The sequence below is a fragment of the Enterobacter ludwigii genome (genome assembly GCA_023023105.1).
Taxonomy (GTDB): Bacteria; Pseudomonadota; Gammaproteobacteria; order Enterobacterales; family Enterobacteriaceae; genus Enterobacter; species Enterobacter adelaidei.
On the sequence record CP083824.1, the window covers coordinates 1,153,708 to 1,171,300 of the forward strand.

The 17,593-nt window shown below is 52.9% G+C and carries 16 protein-coding genes and 1 tRNA gene; 11 read left to right on the forward strand and 6 right to left on the reverse strand.

Features of this window, described 5'->3' with window-relative positions:
* Positions 1 to 4: 4 nt before the first annotated feature.
* A complete protein-coding gene (fimH, locus tag LCD46_05390) occupies positions 5 to 1,009 on the forward strand; it encodes a type 1 fimbria D-mannose specific adhesin FimH (protein ID UOY71768.1) in 1,005 nt (334 codons plus the stop codon).
* Positions 1,010 to 1,018: 9 nt separating this feature from the next.
* Positions 1,019 to 1,543, forward strand: a complete 525-nt coding sequence (sfmF, locus tag LCD46_05395; protein ID UOY71769.1) for a fimbria assembly protein — start codon at positions 1,019 to 1,021, stop codon at positions 1,541 to 1,543.
* 51 nt (positions 1,544 to 1,594) lie between these two features.
* Here sfmF and fimZ read toward each other — a convergent pair whose 3' ends face one another.
* The 3 genes from fimZ to LCD46_05410 all read right to left on the reverse strand — a co-directional run bounded on the left by fimZ (position 1,595) and on the right by LCD46_05410 (position 4,479).
* The gene (fimZ, locus tag LCD46_05400) at positions 1,595 to 2,227 is read right to left on the reverse strand and encodes a fimbria biosynthesis transcriptional regulator FimZ (protein UOY71770.1); all 633 of its coding nucleotides are present in this window, start codon (positions 2,225 to 2,227) and stop codon (positions 1,595 to 1,597) included.
* A gap of 800 nt (positions 2,228 to 3,027) precedes the next feature.
* Entirely contained in the window at positions 3,028 to 3,756 is a 729-nt protein-coding gene (locus tag LCD46_05405; protein UOY71771.1) for a DNA-binding response regulator, read from the reverse strand.
* 24 nt (positions 3,757 to 3,780) lie between these two features.
* Positions 3,781 to 4,479, reverse strand: coding sequence for an EAL domain-containing protein (locus LCD46_05410; GenBank protein ID UOY71772.1), 699 nt, complete (start codon positions 4,477 to 4,479; stop codon positions 3,781 to 3,783).
* Positions 4,480 to 4,757: 278 nt separating this feature from the next.
* On the opposite strand from LCD46_05410, the gene LCD46_05415 reads away from it, so the two are divergent.
* The 7 genes from LCD46_05415 (at position 4,758) to pheP (ending at position 12,064) form a co-directional block, all read left to right on the forward strand.
* Positions 4,758 to 4,834: transfer RNA gene (locus LCD46_05415), tRNA-Arg, on the forward strand.
* A 99-nt stretch (positions 4,835 to 4,933) separates the two neighbouring features.
* A complete protein-coding gene (locus tag LCD46_05420) occupies positions 4,934 to 6,154 on the forward strand; it encodes a cytochrome P450 (protein ID UOY71773.1) in 1,221 nt (406 codons plus the stop codon).
* A 330-nt stretch (positions 6,155 to 6,484) separates the two neighbouring features.
* The gene (locus LCD46_05425; GenBank protein ID UOY71774.1) at positions 6,485 to 7,501 is read left to right on the forward strand and encodes an iron ABC transporter substrate-binding protein; all 1,017 of its coding nucleotides are present in this window, start codon (positions 6,485 to 6,487) and stop codon (positions 7,499 to 7,501) included.
* Positions 7,502 to 7,525: 24 nt separating this feature from the next.
* The gene (locus LCD46_05430) at positions 7,526 to 9,100 is read left to right on the forward strand and encodes an iron ABC transporter permease (protein UOY71775.1); all 1,575 of its coding nucleotides are present in this window, start codon (positions 7,526 to 7,528) and stop codon (positions 9,098 to 9,100) included.
* Between the two features lies 1 nt (position 9,101).
* The gene (locus LCD46_05435; protein ID UOY71776.1) at positions 9,102 to 10,133 is read left to right on the forward strand and encodes an ABC transporter ATP-binding protein; all 1,032 of its coding nucleotides are present in this window, start codon (positions 9,102 to 9,104) and stop codon (positions 10,131 to 10,133) included.
* Positions 10,134 to 10,282: 149 nt separating this feature from the next.
* Positions 10,283 to 10,558 (forward strand): DUF1471 family periplasmic protein YahO, encoded by a 276-nt coding sequence (gene yahO / locus LCD46_05440; protein ID UOY71777.1) that lies wholly within the window; start codon positions 10,283 to 10,285, stop codon positions 10,556 to 10,558.
* Between the two features lie 117 nt (positions 10,559 to 10,675).
* Positions 10,676 to 12,064, forward strand: coding sequence for a phenylalanine transporter (gene pheP / locus LCD46_05445; protein UOY71778.1), 1,389 nt, complete (start codon positions 10,676 to 10,678; stop codon positions 12,062 to 12,064).
* A gap of 44 nt (positions 12,065 to 12,108) precedes the next feature.
* On the opposite strand, the gene LCD46_05450 is transcribed toward pheP, so the two are convergent.
* On the reverse strand, positions 12,109 to 13,353 hold the full coding sequence (locus LCD46_05450) for a mechanosensitive ion channel family protein (GenBank protein UOY71779.1): 1,245 nt from the start codon (positions 13,351 to 13,353) through the stop codon (positions 12,109 to 12,111).
* A 66-nt stretch (positions 13,354 to 13,419) separates the two neighbouring features.
* On the reverse strand, positions 13,420 to 14,856 hold the full coding sequence (locus LCD46_05455) for an MFS transporter (GenBank protein ID UOY71780.1): 1,437 nt from the start codon (positions 14,854 to 14,856) through the stop codon (positions 13,420 to 13,422).
* A 107-nt stretch (positions 14,857 to 14,963) separates the two neighbouring features.
* On the opposite strand from LCD46_05455, the gene LCD46_05460 reads away from it, so the two are divergent.
* Both LCD46_05460 and LCD46_05465 read left to right on the forward strand, forming a co-directional pair.
* On the forward strand, positions 14,964 to 15,833 hold the full coding sequence (locus tag LCD46_05460; GenBank protein ID UOY71781.1) for a helix-turn-helix transcriptional regulator: 870 nt from the start codon (positions 14,964 to 14,966) through the stop codon (positions 15,831 to 15,833).
* The gene (locus LCD46_05465; protein UOY71782.1) at positions 15,830 to 16,858 is read left to right on the forward strand and encodes a DUF2157 domain-containing protein; all 1,029 of its coding nucleotides are present in this window, start codon (positions 15,830 to 15,832) and stop codon (positions 16,856 to 16,858) included. Before LCD46_05460 ends, LCD46_05465 begins: the two co-directional genes overlap by 4 nt.
* Positions 16,859 to 16,892: 34 nt before the next feature.
* On the opposite strand, the gene nfsB is transcribed toward LCD46_05465, so the two are convergent.
* On the reverse strand, positions 16,893 to 17,546 hold the full coding sequence (gene nfsB / locus LCD46_05470; protein UOY71783.1) for an oxygen-insensitive NAD(P)H nitroreductase: 654 nt from the start codon (positions 17,544 to 17,546) through the stop codon (positions 16,893 to 16,895).
* Positions 17,547 to 17,593 lie beyond the last annotated feature (47 nt).

Genomic DNA, 17,593 nt, shown 5'->3' on the forward strand with positions numbered 1-17,593 from the left:
AAAGATGCGCATTTTACGCACTGCTGTTAGTTTTGCGCTGCTTTGCAGCGCATTGCCCGCGTGGGCTACGGTTTGTCAGAACTCGACGGGGGTGGCGAAGGATATTTCCTACGATCTTTCAAACGTCTTTAATAGCTCCAATAACAAACCGGGGCAGATTGTTACCCTGGCGCAAAAAACCGGGCTTGTCGGGGTGAATGCCATTTGCCCTAAGGGAACAAGCGGGAAATCCACGATGCGTAGTTACGTTACCAGTCTGCCGATCACGACGGTAATTGATAGCTACAAGTATGTAAAACTTAACGATTACCTTGATGGCGCCATGCAGATTCATGACGACTTTGCGGGCACGTTCTATCCACCCGCGAATTACATCCAGATGGGGCAGCATCCTAACGTACCGAACAACAAGGCATTTCCAGTCACCGACTCGAAGCTGGTTTTTCGTCTGAGAGTCACGCGGCGGTTTATCAACATGGTGGTTATTCCCGAGCAGACCATGTTCAGGGTGTATGTCACGACGACAACGTCTGACCCATTGAATACGCCGGTCTATACCATCAGCTACAGCGGAACAATCCAGGTACCACAAAGCTGTGCGATAAACGCAGGGCAGGTGGTGGAGTTTGATTTTGGCGACATTGGCGCATCGCTGTTCAGTCAGGCCGGAGCTGGTAATCGTCCCGAGAAAGTCTCGCCGCAAAGCAAAACCATTGCCATTAAGTGTACCAATGTGGAAGCCAATGCTTATCTGACGATGCGTATCGAGGCGGAAAAAGTTTCAGGTAATGCGCTGGTTTCCAATAATGCAGATTTGGGTTTTGTGGTGGCAAACGAGAGCGGTACACCTTTGACGCCGAACAATCTGAACAGCAAAATTCCGTTCCGCCTGGACGACAACGCGCAGGCTCAGGTAGGGATCCGGGTCTGGCCGGTGAGCATCACGGGTAACAAGCCTGCAGAAGGACGTTTCACCTCTCGCGGTTATCTGCGTGTGGATTACGATTAAGGGGAAATGATGCTGAACGGGAAAGGGTATCTCGCCGCAGTGGCTCTGGTGATGCTTCATGCAAACGTGCAGGCTGCCACTGCACTGGGAGAGATTAACATTCAGATGTCCGGAAATATTGTCGATTTCACCTGTGTAGCAGAGGGGAGCGATAGCGACAAGACCGTCACGTTAGGCACCTGGCCGACTAAACAGCTCAGCTCCACCGGGAGCCGCACGCAGCCTATGCCGTTTACGCTGAAGCTGACCGACTGCCCGCCGGGGGCGGCGTCTATTACGTTTTCGGGTAAAGCCGACGGAAGCAATAACGGGTTGCTGGCGCTGAATGACGCCAGTACAGCAAGTCATGTCGCCGTTGAGATCAGGGATGCGGATAAAACGCGCCTGCCGCTTCAACAGGCCAGCCAGCCAGTCACGGTTGATGCGCAGGGGAATGCGGTGTTGTCGTTTTATGCCAATTATATCGCGACTGCTGATAACCCTCAGCCCGGACGGGCTGATGCAGATGCCACTTTCATGATTAACTATAATTAGCACTGACCGCACTCCCTGCAGCTCAGATAAGCTGCAGGGAGTGAATTCAGGTTATAGCAGTTCGTGCGCTTTGGCGTAATCAATTAATTCCACGATACTTTGCACGCCCAGCTTGGAATAAATGTTGGATTTGTGCGCACTAATGGTTTTGTTACTCAATAGTAGCTGTTCAGCTATTTCCTTATTGGATAATCCATTCGCCAGATAACGTAATACCGTGACTTCACGATTCGATAATGGCATATCCACTGCGATCCCTTTCCCTGAACCCTGGTGATTTATAAAATTCAGCGTTTCCGACGGGAAAAAAGAATAGCCCATCAGGATCATATCTACGGCATTGTAGATCTCACCCAGGTCTTTTCGTTTACTGACAAAGCCATTTGCCCCGGCTCGAATGGCACGGCCTGAGTAAAACAACTCTGATTTCGACGAGAGGAACAGAATCTTAATGTTTTTATTTAAGTTTCTGATTCTCTTTAGTAAAGCGAAAGCATCTGTACTGGTGAGTTCGATGTCAAGGATCACCATATCAATAGGGTGATTACGGATACAGTCAAGGACTTCATGGCTGTCGCCAGACTTGAGCTTGACGGTGATGTTTTTATTTTTCTGTAGCAGGACTTCTATCGACATTCTGACAATAGGGTGTTCGTCCATAATGATAACGGATGCCGGTTTCATTTTTAATGCCTCAGATTGTTAAAAGCGTTATGTAGAGTTTTGTAAAACTCACGAAATGCCGGAAGGATATAATGTGCAGATCCCTATACCGAAGTATTTCCCTGGAAAGAGCGAAAGCATCCTTGTTTACGTAATGAAAAGAACTATGCCTCAGCGCGGTCATCTCATTTGGCTGGTGTTGGCAAAAAGGTTTTTCTTATTCAGATTTGGTACGCATCTTATTATACAGGGTAAGTTTTTTCCGAAAACCCTGTAAATTAATATCCGTGTGTTGGTTTGTATTATCTTCTGGATCTGAATAGCTAATTTTTTAAAATTAGCGGAAATATCCTGGTATCTCATTTACCGCATATTTTCGTCTTTATGTAATAACAAAAAATAACAGATATCTCTGTATGTTGATTAATTGTTAACAAAATTACGCCTTTTTTAAAGGGGCGAACCCGCTGTGGAGAGGTTAAAAATTACCCTCACAGGCCGTCAGACCTTCATCTGAAAGTTCTTACGTTGATCTGGATAACGGTGTCTGCTGTACAGGAGAACATGCTGACCGCTTCGCTTTTTACTCCTGGAAGGTGTCACCAAGCTGCTTGTTTTTACATCATTATCATCTTATTAACGCCTTCTGCATTCACTTAACGGATGGAGGAAAGTTCTGCTGTTTCGTCAATTTGTGGTATTTCACAAGGTTCACGCCCATAAATTAGGAATAGTTATAATTTCGATTTTATTGTTAAGAATTAACATTGTTGCAACGTAAGTGGTAAGTAAATTCCTAAACCGCTTTAGGAAATAAGGGGTTAGGATGTGAGTGAAAACGTGCAGTCTGAGAGATTATTAAGAAGATGCAGCAATTCCTGGCGATGGCTTAGCCCGAGTTTCAGCAGGATGCAGCTAAGACGATAGATAATGCGGCTATAGGGACGATTCTGCATATGGGCAATCTGACGTAATGTCTTGCCCCGGGAAAGCTCCTGCAGGATGGGCCATTCATTACGCGAGAACCAGTCTTTCCCGGTACCCTGCGGGGGGCGGGTATCCAGCAGGCTGTGCTGGAGCGCAGTGGTGTTCAGCTGACGTTCGAGCACATGAAAGGGACCTGCCGCTTTGCAGAAGAGGCGGGTGTCGTAATTATCGGCCCGGACCAACAGCCAGGGCGTAAGGAAAGGAGGAAACAGGCTATGCCGTCTCAACTGATCCAGTTTCTCCAGAAGCCCCGTGGAGCGGCTTTCAATATCCACGACCAGACGGGCTGATGGCCACTGCGTCTGAGCGACAAGGGCGTCGTCCAGCGTGGCGTAGTCGCAGCAACTGCTCAGGGGAAACTGCCCGTTGAGAAAACCGGTGCGCAGGAAGTGATCCTCCGTCACCAGAAGGATAAACGGGGCGTCTGTTTTGCGGGGCTGGCTGATGGACTGGCTCAAAAATTCGAGTCGGTCGAAAAAGGGGGGAGCAAAAGGCGAGTGCGTAAATCCCAATGCATCACTTCCTGTACGCCGCCGCCTGTAACGGCGCACTGTCATTCGCATGGTCTCCCTCCTGGAAATGGCTTTTTAATCCTCCGGCCATGTCCAGGACGGCCAGTAATACCCCTGGCCGAGATCTGCGCCCGCCTGCAGTGCCCAGGTGTGATCGCGCTCAGTTTCAATCCCTTCGATAAGAACTTTCCCGGCAAGCTGAAAGCAAAGTGAAACCAGTTGCCTCAGCGCAGGGGTGGCGCGTAAGCGCCAGAAAGCTTCTTTATCAATCTTGATGCCGCTTAACGGTAGGCGACAGGATATAAACGACGATATTAATACTTCATCAATATCATCCAGCCAGATGCTGTGCCCCTGCCTTCTGAGTTGCTGCAGGTTCTGAATGACGCTCTGTTTCTGTGCAACAGACAGCGCCAAAAAAGCCGCGAGATCGACGATCTCAATATTCAGCGGAGCCCCACTCAGCCGGATAAGTCGCTGAAAAGATTCTGACTCTGTCAGGACGGTTATCGGCAGATTAATAAAAAGGTTATGACAGTGCGGTGTATTTTTTAACGCGACAAGCTGCGCTTCAAGCAGGGTTATCGACTCTTCTGCGGACTGACGATGGAAAAACGCCTCACTGTGCCGTGTTTCGGACATGATGCTAAGCACCTCAGCGCCAATCTGACGCAAAGAGGTGAGGGCGACAATGGGCTCAAGTTTAATGCCGACGATGTCCTGAGAAAGGGTCTGTAGCTGGGGGGGCGTATAGATCAGGTTTTGCGCTGTCACTCCATTGTCCTGTTGTCTGTCAGCCTCCGGGCGGCCGGGATACCTCTTACTAGTGTGACGAGGTGACGTTCAGGAAAACAGCAGGCGTTACTTAAATGCCACTAAGCCTTTTCGCAGCGCATAATTTTACGGTGAATTTGATGAAAATGTTGAAAAAACAGCCGTATTTACAACCGACTAGTCGTTATTGGGCCTGAAAACGGAAAAGGCATTGACTCACCTGACATTGACCGTATAATTCTTCGCGTTTCACCACCGCGAAGTTCACTCTTCTCAGTGCGCCCTTAGCTCAGTTGGATAGAGCAACGGCCTTCTAAGCCGTAGGTCGTAGGTTCGAATCCTACAGGGCGTGCCATTTGATCCCCGTAATCCCCCAGACTCCATCGCCATACTTGAACTGAAACATATCCCTGCTTAACTCAATGGTGATTAATCCTGTGATGAGGACTCAGCCATGGCATATGTCGACAAAGCGCTTCGGTTTAATCCTGCCTCTCCTGTCTTTCAGGAGAATCTTCACGACGTCTATCACCATATGCGAAACCATCAGCCGGTGACGCGAATCGGGAAAACATGGGTGCTTACCCGCTATCAGGACGTGTATCAGGCAATGAAAGAGCGTGCATTCGTCTCTTCAGGTATCCCTGAAGACGTGCATGCTGTACTGGAAAAAGAGTGTTTTAACCTTCCGCCCCGGCTGCGGGATCTTCTCTACGGCATTGTCCTTTTTGAGGAGGGAAGTGTTCATCGCGCTCACCGTCAGGCTCTGCAAGCTCTGTTTACCGGCGAATCCTGGAGGGCATTAACCCATCTCATCTCACACGAATCACATTCAGTGGTAGCCGCTTTACCCACAGCTCGCCCGTTTGACGGAGTTCGGCAGATTGCAGCGCCGCTATGGGGGAAGCTTTTCACCGTATGGCTTAACCTGCCGCAGGCGCAACAGGAGGTGGTGGAGCAAGAGAAAAGTGCCATCAGGCTATTGCTGGATCCCAGCGCCATTGACCGTGAGGGGCTTCAGAGGCTGATAAAAGCGCTCTCCCGTCTGGATGATAGCTTTCTCCAGCTCGCACAGGCGCACAGAGAAGGTTACGATTCGCTGTTTTATCGCAGCCTGCTGAAAGGATATGGCGGAGATGGGAATGCGCTTTATGAGCGGTTTAGCACGGACTGCATCACGATGCTTATTGGCGGCAGTGAAACCAGCGAAGCGCTAACCGGAAATCTGCTCTATATGCTGGCATTGCATCCGGAATTGCAGGATGGGGTCAGAAATAACACGCTGCGGATGAAAGAGATAGTAAGCGAAACGATGCGCTTTGAATCCCCGCTTCAGATGGGTAGGCGGAATGTTGCGGCTCCTGTGCATTTTCTGGGGCGTGAACTGAAGGCTGGCGATAACGTGTTACTGTGCCTTGGCTCCGCTAACCGGGATGAACGCGTTTTTGAAGAGGCGTCGCGCTTTATTCCGGGCAGAAAGAATGCACAGCGACAGCTAGGGTTTGGAGCAGGTGTGCACCAGTGCATCGGGCAGTTGCTGGCGCAGTTTCAGGCTGAAAATCTGGCGGCGGCCCTGAGCAAGCGAGGGATTACCGCTTTGGACGGTGAGGCGAAATGGTCGAATCGAAGTCTGATCCTGAGAACGCTGGAGACACTTCCGCTTAAGATCGACTAATGCGATAACAGGACAATGACATGAAGGGAGTCATTTTTTTCTAATGCCCTGTGGTCGAATTTTTATTCTTTTCTTTTCGGTTAAATAACGGCTTAATAAATAGAGTGCTAATTATCTTTTATTAGGGCAGTCCTTAAGGATTTCTTAATCTTTATTTTTCTCCATTCTTAAATCTGGATTTTTATCACTTTAAACACCTCTATAATGAAATTTTACACTTTTACGCTAAAACTGGATTGATACTAATTATCATTAGCGTTTTTGTATGCTTTAATCCTGTCCCACAAAGCTATGCGTTGTTAATCACGTTGGTCAATTAAGGATATGTTCATGAATTCTCGTCTGCTGTCATGTTTCTCCCTTGCCTTGTTGTCTTCATCACTTTTACTTTCTACACAATCAGTTGCGGCCGATAACAACGAGGGTATCGTTGTCTACAACGCGCAGCACGAAAACCTGGTTAAGTCGTGGGTTGACGGTTTTACTAAAGAAACCGGTATTAAAGTGACTCTGCGTAACGGTGATGACAGCGAGCTGGGTAACCAGCTGGTTCAGGAAGGCAGCGCATCGCCAGCAGACGTATTCCTGACGGAAAACTCGCCGTCCATGGTTCTGGTGGATAATGCCAACCTGTTCGCGCCGCTGAATGCAGATACCCTGAAGCAGGTACCAGCAGAATATCGTCCGGCGCACGGTCGCTGGATCGGGATTGCTGCCCGCAGCACGGTGTTCGTGTATAACCCGGAAAAACTGACCGAACAGCAGCTGCCAAAATCGCTGATGGATCTGGCGAAACCTGAGTGGAAAGGCCGTTGGGCGGCATCACCGTCAGGCGCAGATTTCCAGGCCATCGTGAGCGCAATGCTGGCCCTGAAAGGCGAGAAGGCGACTCTGGAATGGCTTAAAGCGATGAAAACCAATTTTGTTGCCTACAAAGGTAACAGCACCGTCATGAAGGCCGTCAATGCCGGTCAGATTGATGGCGGCGTGATTTATCACTACTACCGTTTTGTCGACCAGTCCAAAACGGGTGAAAACAGCAAAAACACCCAGCTCTACTACTTCAAACACCAGGATCCGGGCGCGTTTGTGAGCCTCTCCGGCGGTGGTGTACTGGCATCCAGCAAACACAAAGAGCAAGCACAGGCGTTCATCAAATACATCACGGGTAAAGAAGGCCAGGAAAGCCTGCGTACCAACAATGCCTTTGAATATGCTGTGGGTGTAAATGCTGCCTCTAACCCGAAACTTGTTCCGCTGAAAGATCTCGATGCGCCGAAAGTTGAACCTTCAACGCTCAACAGTAAAAAAGTTATCGAGCTGATGACACAAGCCGGTCTGCTGTGATCCTGAGAGTAAAGTGAACGTCTTATGTCTGGTCTAAGTCTCGACATCGGCAAAAACAGAGTGCAGGAGCCTGCTCGCAGGCGTCCTGCACTGCCGATGGTTGCGTTAGCTGTCCTGTTTTCATTAATGGCGCTTCTGCCTTTAGGTTTTATCATTGCCATTGGCATTGAGACGGGCTGGGAGACGATTAAGGCGCTGGTGTTCCGCCCGCGTGTTGCTGAGTTGCTCAGCAACACGCTGTGGCTGACGGCGTTAGCGGTTCCGCTTTGTATTGTGACAGGCGTAGCAATCGCCTGGCTCACAGAGCGCACGCAGCTTGCCGGACGAGGGATCTGGTCTGCGCTGGCGGTGGCTCCGCTGGCTATCCCCGCGTTTGTACAAAGTTATGCGTGGGTAAGTGTTGTCCCGTCGATGCATGGACTTTCTGCAGGCGTGTTCCTCTCCGTGCTTGCCTACTATCCCTTTATCTATATGCCGGTAGCGGCGGTGCTGCGCCGCCTTGACCCGACGCTGGAAGATGTGGCCGCTTCGCTCGGCACGCCGCCGTGGCGGGTCTTTTTCCGCGTGGTGCTGCCACAACTCAAGCTGGCTATCTGCGGCGGCGCGCTGCTGGTGGCGCTGCACCTGCTGGCGGAATATGGCCTGTACGTGATGATCCGTTTTGATACCTTCACCACGGCGATTTATGACCAGTTTCAGTCTACCTTCAGCGGTCCTGCCGCAAACATGCTGGCGGGTGTACTGGCCCTGTGCTGTCTGGCTATCTTAGTGCTGGAAGGCGTGACGCGCGGAAAAGCACGCTACGCGCGCATTGGTGCTGGTGCCGCACGTGAACAGAAGCGCTGGCCGCTGAAACCCGCTGCGGCTGCGCTGGGTCAGCTGTTTTTCATCGTGCTGATTGTTCTGGCACTGGGCGTGCCATTAATTGTTCTGTGTCGCTGGATTTGGCTCGGCGGTGTGCAAAACTGGATGAGCGCCGATCTCTGGCACTCACTGCGCCAGACGCTGATGCTTGGTGTGGGTGGTGCTCTGTTGACGACAGCGTGTGTGATCCCCATCGCCTGGCTCGGAATTCGCTACCCCCACCGCGTTTTTCGTATGCTGGAAGGCTGCATCTACATCACCAGTTCGCTGCCGGGGATTGTCACCGCGCTTGCGCTGGTCACTGTCACCATTCATTACGCCCGTCCCATTTACCAGACGGAAATTACCCTGTTCCTTGCCTATCTGCTGATGTTTATGCCCCGCGCGCTCATTAACCTGCGTGCCGGGATAGCACAGGCACCGGTGGAACTGGAAAACGTGGCGCGCAGTCTTGGCAGTACGCCGGCGAAGGCACTATGGAGCGTCACGATGCGGCTGGCTGCGCCAGGTGCGGCAGCGGGGGCGGCACTTGTTTTCCTCGGTGTCAGCAACGAGCTGACTGCGACTCTGCTGCTCTCTCCGCTGGGCACGCGCACGCTCTCCACCGGGTTCTGGGCGCTGACCAGTGAAATTGACTATGTGGCCGCAGCGCCTTACGCAATGCTGATGATCCTGATTTCACTCCCGCTGACCGCCATTCTCTATATGCAGTCGAAAAAAATTGCAGGGCTTTGACATGCTTGAATTAACCTCCATTTCTAAAACATTCTCTGATGTGCAGGTGCTCGACAGCTTAAACCTGAGCGTTGCCCCCGGGAGCCGGACGGCAATTGTCGGGCCATCCGGGTCAGGTAAAACCACGCTGCTGCGAATTCTTGCCGGGTTTGAAACACCGGACACCGGGCGTATTGTCATGCAGGGGCGAACGCTGTTCGATGAGAACAGTTTTGTCCCCGCCCACCTGCGCGGGATCGGTTTTGTTCCTCAGGAGGGCGCATTGTTCCCGCATCTTAATGTGGCAGATAACATTGCCTGGGGGCTGGACGGTACCCGTCATGAGAAGCGTCAGCGTATTGAAGCGCTGATGGATATGGTTTCGCTGGACAGGCAGCTTGCGACACACTGGCCGCATGAGATTTCCGGTGGGCAGCAGCAGCGTGTGGCGCTGGCCCGTGCGCTGGCCCAACGTCCTTCATTGATGCTGCTGGATGAACCTTTCTCGGCTCTGGATACGGGCCTGCGCGCGATGACGCGCAAAGCAACGGCCGATCTGCTGGCCGAAGCGGGCGTTGCCTCCATTCTGGTCACCCACGATCAGAACGAAGCGTTGTCGTTTGCCACCCAGGTTGCCGTCATGCGTGCCGGACGTTTTACCCAGGTTGGTACGCCTTATGAAGTCTACACGCAGCCTGTTGACGAAGAAACGGCGCTGTTTCTTGGAGATGCGGTGATCCTGCCAGCTCAGCTCAATGCCGGGAGTGCCCTGTGCGCGCTGGGTGAGGTGCCGACGGACAACGCGCATGCGACAGGAGAGGGCAGGGTAATGATGCGCCCCGAACAGCTGCGCGTAACGGCATGTGCAGCGCATGAAAGCCCGATCTCGATTCTTGATGTGGATTTCACCGGTCAGCTGTCGACGCTCACCCTGGGATTAGCCGGGCAACAGCAGCCTGTGATTCTGAAGACGGTAAGCCAGCCTGGGTGGAACCCTGGGACGTCGGTACGCATTGATATTGCTGGCACGGCGCGTGTTTTTGAATATTCTTAATAGTCGTTAGTAATTTCATGCAACGGGTTGTTATAAAAGAATTTTCCAGGACGTATGGCATTTCCTGAGATTCTCTACCATGCTCATAAAACCTCACCATAATGTGTGAGGTTTTTCGTAGTTGCTGATTAATCTCAAGGAAAAAGGTTATGAAAAAGACAACAGCTATTTTGTTGGGAACTGCGTTACTGTTTACGACCAATGCGTTTGCTGCCCAACTGCTGACAAAAAATGAGTTCAAGAAAGTTGCGTCTCAGTATCAAAAAATCGGTACGGTAAGCACCTCGAATGAAGTATCGGTGGATGACGCAAAAAAAGAGCTGATTGAAAAAGCGGATAAGAAAGGCGCGGATGTGCTGGTGCTCACTTCAGGTAACACCAACAATAAAATTCACGGTACGGCGAATATTTACAAGAAAAAATAATGACACCACAGCCACTCCGGTATCGGGGTGGCTGCCCGAGGTGCCACCCAATCCCTTGCTACCTCCAGCATGAAGTGTTAAAACGTGCCCCTTCTAAAAAAGAGACAGGGGTAGGACGTGAAAGACGCGTCATCCGCTTCAGGCAACGGTAGTACTGAAGCTTCGTCGGAACAGAATCCGACGCTGCAACGTGGTTTGCAAAATCGACATATTCAGTTAATTGCCCTCGGCGGCGCAATTGGTACCGGGTTGTTTCTCGGTATCGGTCCTGCGATTCAGATGGCTGGCCCGGCGGTTCTGCTGGGCTACGGTATCGCCGGGGTTATCGCCTTCCTGATCATGCGCCAGCTCGGTGAGATGGTCGTTGAAGAGCCGGTTTCAGGCTCCTTCGCACACTTTGCTTATAAATACTGGGGCCCGTTTGCAGGCTTCCTGTCCGGCTGGAACTACTGGGTGATGTTCGTGCTGGTGGGGATGGCTGAGCTGACGGCGGCTGGCATCTATATGCAGTACTGGCTGCCGGACGTTCCGACGTGGATTTGGGCGGCGGCCTTCTTCATTATCATTAACGCCGTTAACCTCGTGAATGTGCGCCTGTATGGTGAAACCGAGTTCTGGTTCGCGCTGATTAAAGTGCTGGCGATTATCGGTATGATCGGCTTTGGCCTCTGGCTGCTGTTCTCAGGTCACGGTGGCGAGCGTGCCACTATCGACAACCTGTGGCAACACGGCGGTTTCCTGGCAACGGGCTGGAAGGGGCTTATTCTCTCTCTTGCCGTGATTATGTTCTCCTTTGGCGGCCTGGAGTTGATTGGCATCACCGCTGCTGAAGCGCGCGATCCGCATAAAAGCATTCCTAAAGCGGTCAACCAGGTGGTGTACCGTATTCTGCTGTTCTATATCGGTTCGCTGGTGGTGCTGCTTGCGCTCTACCCGTGGGTTGAGGTGAAGTCTGACAGCAGTCCATTTGTGATGATTTTCCACGATTTGAACAGCAACGTGGTGGCCTCTGCGCTGAACTTCGTCATTCTGGTTGCATCACTCTCGGTCTATAACAGCGGTGTCTACTCCAACAGTCGCATGCTGTTTGGCCTCTCTGTGCAGGGCAACGCGCCGAGGTTTCTAACCCGCGTCAGCCGTCGTGGCGTGCCGGTGAATTCGCTGTTGCTTTCTGGCGCTATCACGTCGCTGGTGGTGTTGATTAACTATCTGTTACCGAAAGAGGCCTTTGGCCTGCTGATGGCGCTGGTGGTTGCCACGTTGCTCCTGAACTGGATCATGATCTGCCTGGCGCACCTGCGTTTTCGCGCGGCGATGCGCCGCAAGGGGCGTGAAACACAGTTTAAGGCGCTGCTCTATCCGGCAGGTAACTATCTCTGTATCGCTTTCCTGGGGCTGATTCTGGTGCTGATGTGCACGATGGATGAGATGCGCCTGTCGGCGATGCTGCTGCCAGTGTGGGTGATTTTCCTGTTTGCGGCGTTTAAGCTTTCCCGCAAGAAATAGTGCAGTTTTCGCCCGGTAGCGTTGCGCTTACCGGGCTTAAATGCTTATTTCGCGATAACACCTGCCAGAGATCGAATGTCGTTTCCGGTGGGGGACTGGTGAATACGCAGCCCAAATTCATCCACCACCGCGAAAATATGGTCGAAGATGTCGGCCTGAATCTCCTCATATTCTGCCCAGATCACCGTGTTGGTGAAGGCATATATTTCAATCGGCAGACCATTCGCGTCAGGCGCTAACTGGCGCACCATCAGCGTCATATCTTTGCGAATACGCGGGTGATTGCGCAGATATTCATTCAGGTAGGCGCGGAAGGTGCCAATATTGGTCATCTTACGCAGGTTTAATACCGACTCCCCTTCACCGTTCTCCTGATTCCACAGGTTTATTTCCTCGTGCCGCGCGGCCATATAGGGCTTAAGCAGCTTCGCCTGAATCAGGTGCTGCTGTTCCTGCTCGTTGAGAAAATGAATGCTGGTGGTATCAATATTCAGACTGCGCTTAATACGTCGCCCGCCTGAAGCCGACATTCCGCTCCAGTTGATAAAGGCATCGGACACCAGCGCCCATGTTGGGATCGTTGTGATGGTGTTATCGAAGTTTCTTACTTTCACGGTGGTCAGGCCAATATCCGTCACCGTGCCGTTCGCGCCGAATTTAGGCATTTCCAGCCAGTCGCCCAGCTTGAGCATATCGTTGGCGGACAGCTGTATTCCGGCGACCAGCCCCAGAATCGGATCTTTAAATACCAGCATGAGGACTGCGGCCATCGCACCCAGCCCGCTAATCAGAATGGCGGGGGATTGTCCAATCAGCAGGGAGATAATTAAGATGCCAACCAGAATCGCACTCACCAGCTTGATTCCCTGGAATATCCCCTTTAGCGGCAGCTGTGACGCGGTGGCCATTTTCTGCGACAGATTGAAAATCACATCCAGCAGGGAGAAGAAGGAGAGAAGCGCATAGACCATTACCCACAGCTTCGCGCAGGTGGTGAGTATTTCAGCCGCTTCGCTGCCTTTTTGCAGCCACAAAACCGCCTGAACGTTAACGATTATCCCCTGAAGGGTAAAGGCCAGACGGTGAAATAACTTATTCTGGGTAATGATCTGTAACCACAAATGGCTACTGGCCTGCGCGCGTTTCTCAAAAACACGCAGTACCCCTTTGTGCAGAATAAAATGAACGATAAGGGCAGTAAGAAAAATAATACCAAAGATAATCACTAAAGAAGTGGTGTGATTAATTTCAATGCCTAACTCTTCAACCTGAGCAATTAATTCCTGCATAACGTCTCCTGTATTGATGCAGCCCCATAATGGCGGCTGCAAACCTGTTATGCAAATCTGCCTGGCTTATTTAGTGACGTGGCAGGTCTTCACCACGGGCAGACACAGACGATGACGCATACGTAATGTCGCCAGCGCAAGGATAAGCATCAAACCTGTTTCGACGGCCAGGAAGAGGTTTATCGCCTGAGTATAATCCCCGTGATGATTCCTCAGCCCGTGCAGCAAAATTGCGCCGAAAATGGCCGGACCAAGACCGAGTGCCGCCTGCTGAAGCGTACTCAGGATCGCACTCGCGGCACCGGCATCATCAGGCTGGATGTCGCGCATCCCGATGCGGTAGAAGCTGTTGACGATCAGCGCCTGTCCATAGCCAACCAGGCCGGTCGCCGGAACCAGGGTCAGCGTTGTGTTGTTCATGCCCCAGAGGCGGAATGTGGCGATCAACGCCAGCAGGCCGATAATCTGGATCGCCAGCCCGGTCAGCAGGATCGTGCTGGTGCTGTAGCGGGCGATCATACGCGGGGCAAACCATGCTGAAATAAAGTAGGTCACACCCAGGGCGATAAAACTGTTCCCCGATTGCCACGGCGCCATCCCGAGACCGGTTTGCATGGTCAGCGCCATACAGAACATAAACCCGGACCAGACGCTGAAAAAGAGCATCGCAATCAGCACGCCAAAGCGAATGCTGCGAAGCTGTATCAGACGCGGTGGGATCAGCGGATGGGCATCCTCACGCTCTTTTTTACGGGCATTCAATACCATCAGATATCCCAGCGGGATAATCGCAATCAGCGCGGCCTTCAGCGGCCATGACCAGTGCCACTGCGGGCCGAGGGCCATCGGGAACAGCAGACAGCAGAGGATCACTGCCAGCAGGACGGTGCCCGCCCAGTCAATGCGCGACGGCGTTTCGCGACGGGTTTCCGGCACATAGCGACGGCTCAACGCCAGAACCACCAGACAGATTGGCACGTTGATAAAGAACGCGTTACGCCAGCCCAGCCCGGCGATATCCGCCGATACCAGCCAGCCGCCACCCATCTGCCCGACGATAAACGCGATCCCGCCGATCCCGCCAAAGAGGCTTATCGCTTTGGCGTGGGCCGTACCTTTTAAGGTGATATGCAGCGTGGCGAGTATTTGCGGCATGATCAACGCCGCGCCAGCACCCTGCACAATGCGCGCGGCAAGCAGTTGTTCAATATTCCCCGAAATCCCGCACAGCAGCGAGGCCAGGCCAAAGATTGCCACTCCCCACATAAACAGACGACGACGGCCAAGGTTGTCCCCCAGCTTGCTGCCGAGCGCGAGACAGACGGCGAAGGCCACGCCGTATAGGGCGACAATCAGCTCCAGCTCGGTGGCGGTGGCATGCAGAGAATGGGTGATGGCGTCCAGCGCCACGTTGGTGATTGAGGTATCAATCATGGGCAGCATCTGGCCGGTTAACAGCAATATCAGGCCTGCGCGACCCGGTGAAACAACTGACGTATTCATGGTAACTCCATTGCGTCATTCATCAGATGGTCGTAGCATCAACTATCTGATAAACGGGTACCAGTTCTTGCTTATACTGGTACTGGCACTACCATGCAGGGGGATTTATGGCGCTGATGTCTGAACCTGTCGTCTCACTTCAGGATGACACCCGAAAACAGCTGGGGGCATTTCTGCGTGCCCGTCGCGAAAGCCTTGATCCGCAGCGTCTCGGCCTTCCGCGCAGTGGTCGTCGACGCACGCCAGGGTTGCGCCGGGAAGAGGTCGCTCTGTTGGCTGACGTGGGTGTGACCTGGTACACCTGGCTTGAGCAGGGCCGGGATGTTAATCCTTCCAGCGCGGTCATGGCCGCCGTCGCAAAAGCACTGCAATGTACCCCGACTGAAGCACGGCACCTGTTTGTGTTGGCCGGATTACCGCCGGGTGAAGCACCGCAGGCGACCTGCTGCGAGGGGATCAGCGAAGGTACGCGCCGCCTGCTGGATACGCTGATGCCAAAACCGGCCAGTATTCAGAAACCGAATTTCGACATCGTGGCGTGGAACGACAGCTTTGGTCATCTGATGGGGGTCGATTTCAATGCTATCCCACCGGAAGATCGCAACTGTATTTATCTGTTCCTCACGCATCCTGCGTGGCGTGCTCGTCTTGGCCGGCGCGACGATGTGCTGCCGATATTTGTCTCCTATTTCCGGGCGGCGATGGCCGAGCACCGGGGTGACCCGCTCTGGGAAGCTAAACTGGCACGCTTCTTCGCGGTATCTGACGAGTTTAAAACCCTGTGGCACCAGCGCAACGACGTGCGCGGCGTGGAAAACCAGCTCAAGCTATTCACCCATCCTGAACTTGGGGAGTTTACCCTGCAACAAATGTACTGGTACTCTGCTCCTCGCAACGGTTCGCGACTGCTGGTTTATCTGCCAGTGGATGACGCGGGGGAGAAAGCAATGGAATGGCTGGCGGAGCAGGCAAAATGAACGTTACCCGAAAACAGGAGCGGCTTTTACGTCGCGCACTCGATGAGTGGCAACAGGACGGCGTATTAACCCCCGAGGAACATCAACGGCTAACCGGGACCCTGAAACGCGTCACCATGGACTGGCAGCGCCTCAGCCGCTACGCCTTCTGGACGGCACTCGCCTGCGTGATCATCGCCATTGGCAGCCTGTTCTCCGACAGTGAGTTGATGGCGCGTATTATCGAATTCTTCGCTTTCTCTTCTTTCGCCCGCATCGGGTTACCGGCGGTGATTGCGGTGCTGTTTTATCTGTGGGGATTCAGCCGACAGCGGCGGGAAACCCAGTGGCACTACAGTACTGAGGCGATCCTGTTCCTCGGGGTCTTCTTTACCGCCATCGCGCTCTGGCAGCTTGGTGAACGGCTCGATAACGGCAGCGGCCACGTGGCGCCGTTGTTCCTGGCAGGCTGTGTGATTTACGGACTGGTGGGCTTTTTTGGTCGCTCGGGGCTGGTGTGGCTGTTTTTCCTGCTCTCACTTGGCAACTGGTTTGGTGCTGAGACGGGCTATGTATCCGGCTGGGGCGCGTACTGGCTGGGGATGAACTACCCGGTACGGTTTATCTTCTTTGGCGGCGGGCTGCTGGCGTTGTGCTGGGTTCTGCGGGCGTTATTGCAGGCGCGACAGCTCTACACGACCAGCAAAGCGATGGGGTTAACGTACCTGTTTGTTGCCCTGTGGATCATGTCGATATTTGGCAATTACGATATTGATAACTGGTACAGCGTGACGCAGGCATCGCTTCTGCCGTGGGCGCTGCTGTTTGCGGTGGCTGCGGTAATCTGTATTTATATCAGCCTGAAAACCGACGACGGTATGCTACGCGGCTTTGGCCTGACGTTTCTTGCCATCAACCTTTATACCCGCTATTTCGAGTACTTCTGGGACGGCATGAATAAGGTGGTGTTCTTCCTGATTCTGGCGGCGTCGCTGGCGGTGATAGGGCGGTATGCGGAGAGAATTTGGCATGCTGGCGGCCGGTAAAACGTAACGGGCCGCACTGAGCGGCCCGTTTTGTTTAGCACTCGGTCACAACCGTGCTCAGCGGCAGGCGAGATTTCGGCAGCGTGGCATTGAAATCTTCCACGCTGTGGTGGCCAACAGGCACCACCACCAGGCTGGTAAAGCCTTTCTCTTTCAGACCAAATTCTTCGTCGAGGATCGCGGCGTCGAAACCTTCAATCGGTACCGCATCCAGACCCATCGCCCCCACACCCAGCAGGAAGTTACCGACGTTCAGATAAACCTGTTTCGCCATCCACTGGTCGTCATCTTTCAGATCCACGCGGTGCATGTCAGCAAAATAGGTGCGGCCTTTGTGGTTCGCGGCTTTCGCTTCTGGTGTCGCAAAGCGGCCATCAGCTTCTTCCTGATCCACGACGCGTTCCAGCCAGGCATCATCCATCGCCGTTTTCGCGCAGAACACTACCACGTGAGAAGCATCCAGCATTTTGCGTTCGTTGAAGACATAGGTGCCCGCAGCAGACTTCGCCACGCGTGCTTTACCTTCCTCGGTGCTGGCAACAATAAAGTGCCACGGCTGGGAGTTGGTGCTGGACGGGCTGTACTGCAGCAGGGTTTTGATTTTTTCCGCTTCTTCAGCGGTCAGTTTTTTGCTTGCGTCGAACGCCTTGGTGGAGTGGCGTTTCAGGGCGACAGAAATGATATCCATAACAACTCCTGGTGATGAAATTCGCCCGTGTGCGGGCGCGAAAGGTG

Coding starts and splice junctions, on each gene's coding strand:
- LCD46_05455 (UOY71780.1), bottom strand. CDS start 14,856: ATGAATACGTCAGTTGTTTCACCGGGTCGCGCAGGCCTGATATTGCTG.
- LCD46_05465 (UOY71782.1), top strand. CDS start 15,830: ATGAACGTTACCCGAAAACAGGAGCGGCTTTTACGTCGCGCACTCGAT.
- LCD46_05450 (UOY71779.1), bottom strand. CDS start 13,353: ATGCAGGAATTAATTGCTCAGGTTGAAGAGTTAGGCATTGAAATTAAT.
- sfmF (UOY71769.1), top strand. CDS start 1,019: ATGCTGAACGGGAAAGGGTATCTCGCCGCAGTGGCTCTGGTGATGCTT.
- yahO (UOY71777.1), top strand. CDS start 10,283: ATGAAAAAGACAACAGCTATTTTGTTGGGAACTGCGTTACTGTTTACG.
- LCD46_05420 (UOY71773.1), top strand. CDS start 4,934: ATGGCATATGTCGACAAAGCGCTTCGGTTTAATCCTGCCTCTCCTGTC.
- nfsB (UOY71783.1), bottom strand. CDS start 17,546: ATGGATATCATTTCTGTCGCCCTGAAACGCCACTCCACCAAGGCGTTC.
- LCD46_05435 (UOY71776.1), top strand. CDS start 9,102: ATGCTTGAATTAACCTCCATTTCTAAAACATTCTCTGATGTGCAGGTG.
- fimH (UOY71768.1), top strand. CDS start 5: ATGCGCATTTTACGCACTGCTGTTAGTTTTGCGCTGCTTTGCAGCGCA.
- LCD46_05405 (UOY71771.1), bottom strand. CDS start 3,756: ATGCGAATGACAGTGCGCCGTTACAGGCGGCGGCGTACAGGAAGTGAT.
- fimZ (UOY71770.1), bottom strand. CDS start 2,227: ATGAAACCGGCATCCGTTATCATTATGGACGAACACCCTATTGTCAGA.
- LCD46_05460 (UOY71781.1), top strand. CDS start 14,964: ATGGCGCTGATGTCTGAACCTGTCGTCTCACTTCAGGATGACACCCGA.
- LCD46_05425 (UOY71774.1), top strand. CDS start 6,485: ATGAATTCTCGTCTGCTGTCATGTTTCTCCCTTGCCTTGTTGTCTTCA.
- LCD46_05430 (UOY71775.1), top strand. CDS start 7,526: ATGTCTGGTCTAAGTCTCGACATCGGCAAAAACAGAGTGCAGGAGCCT.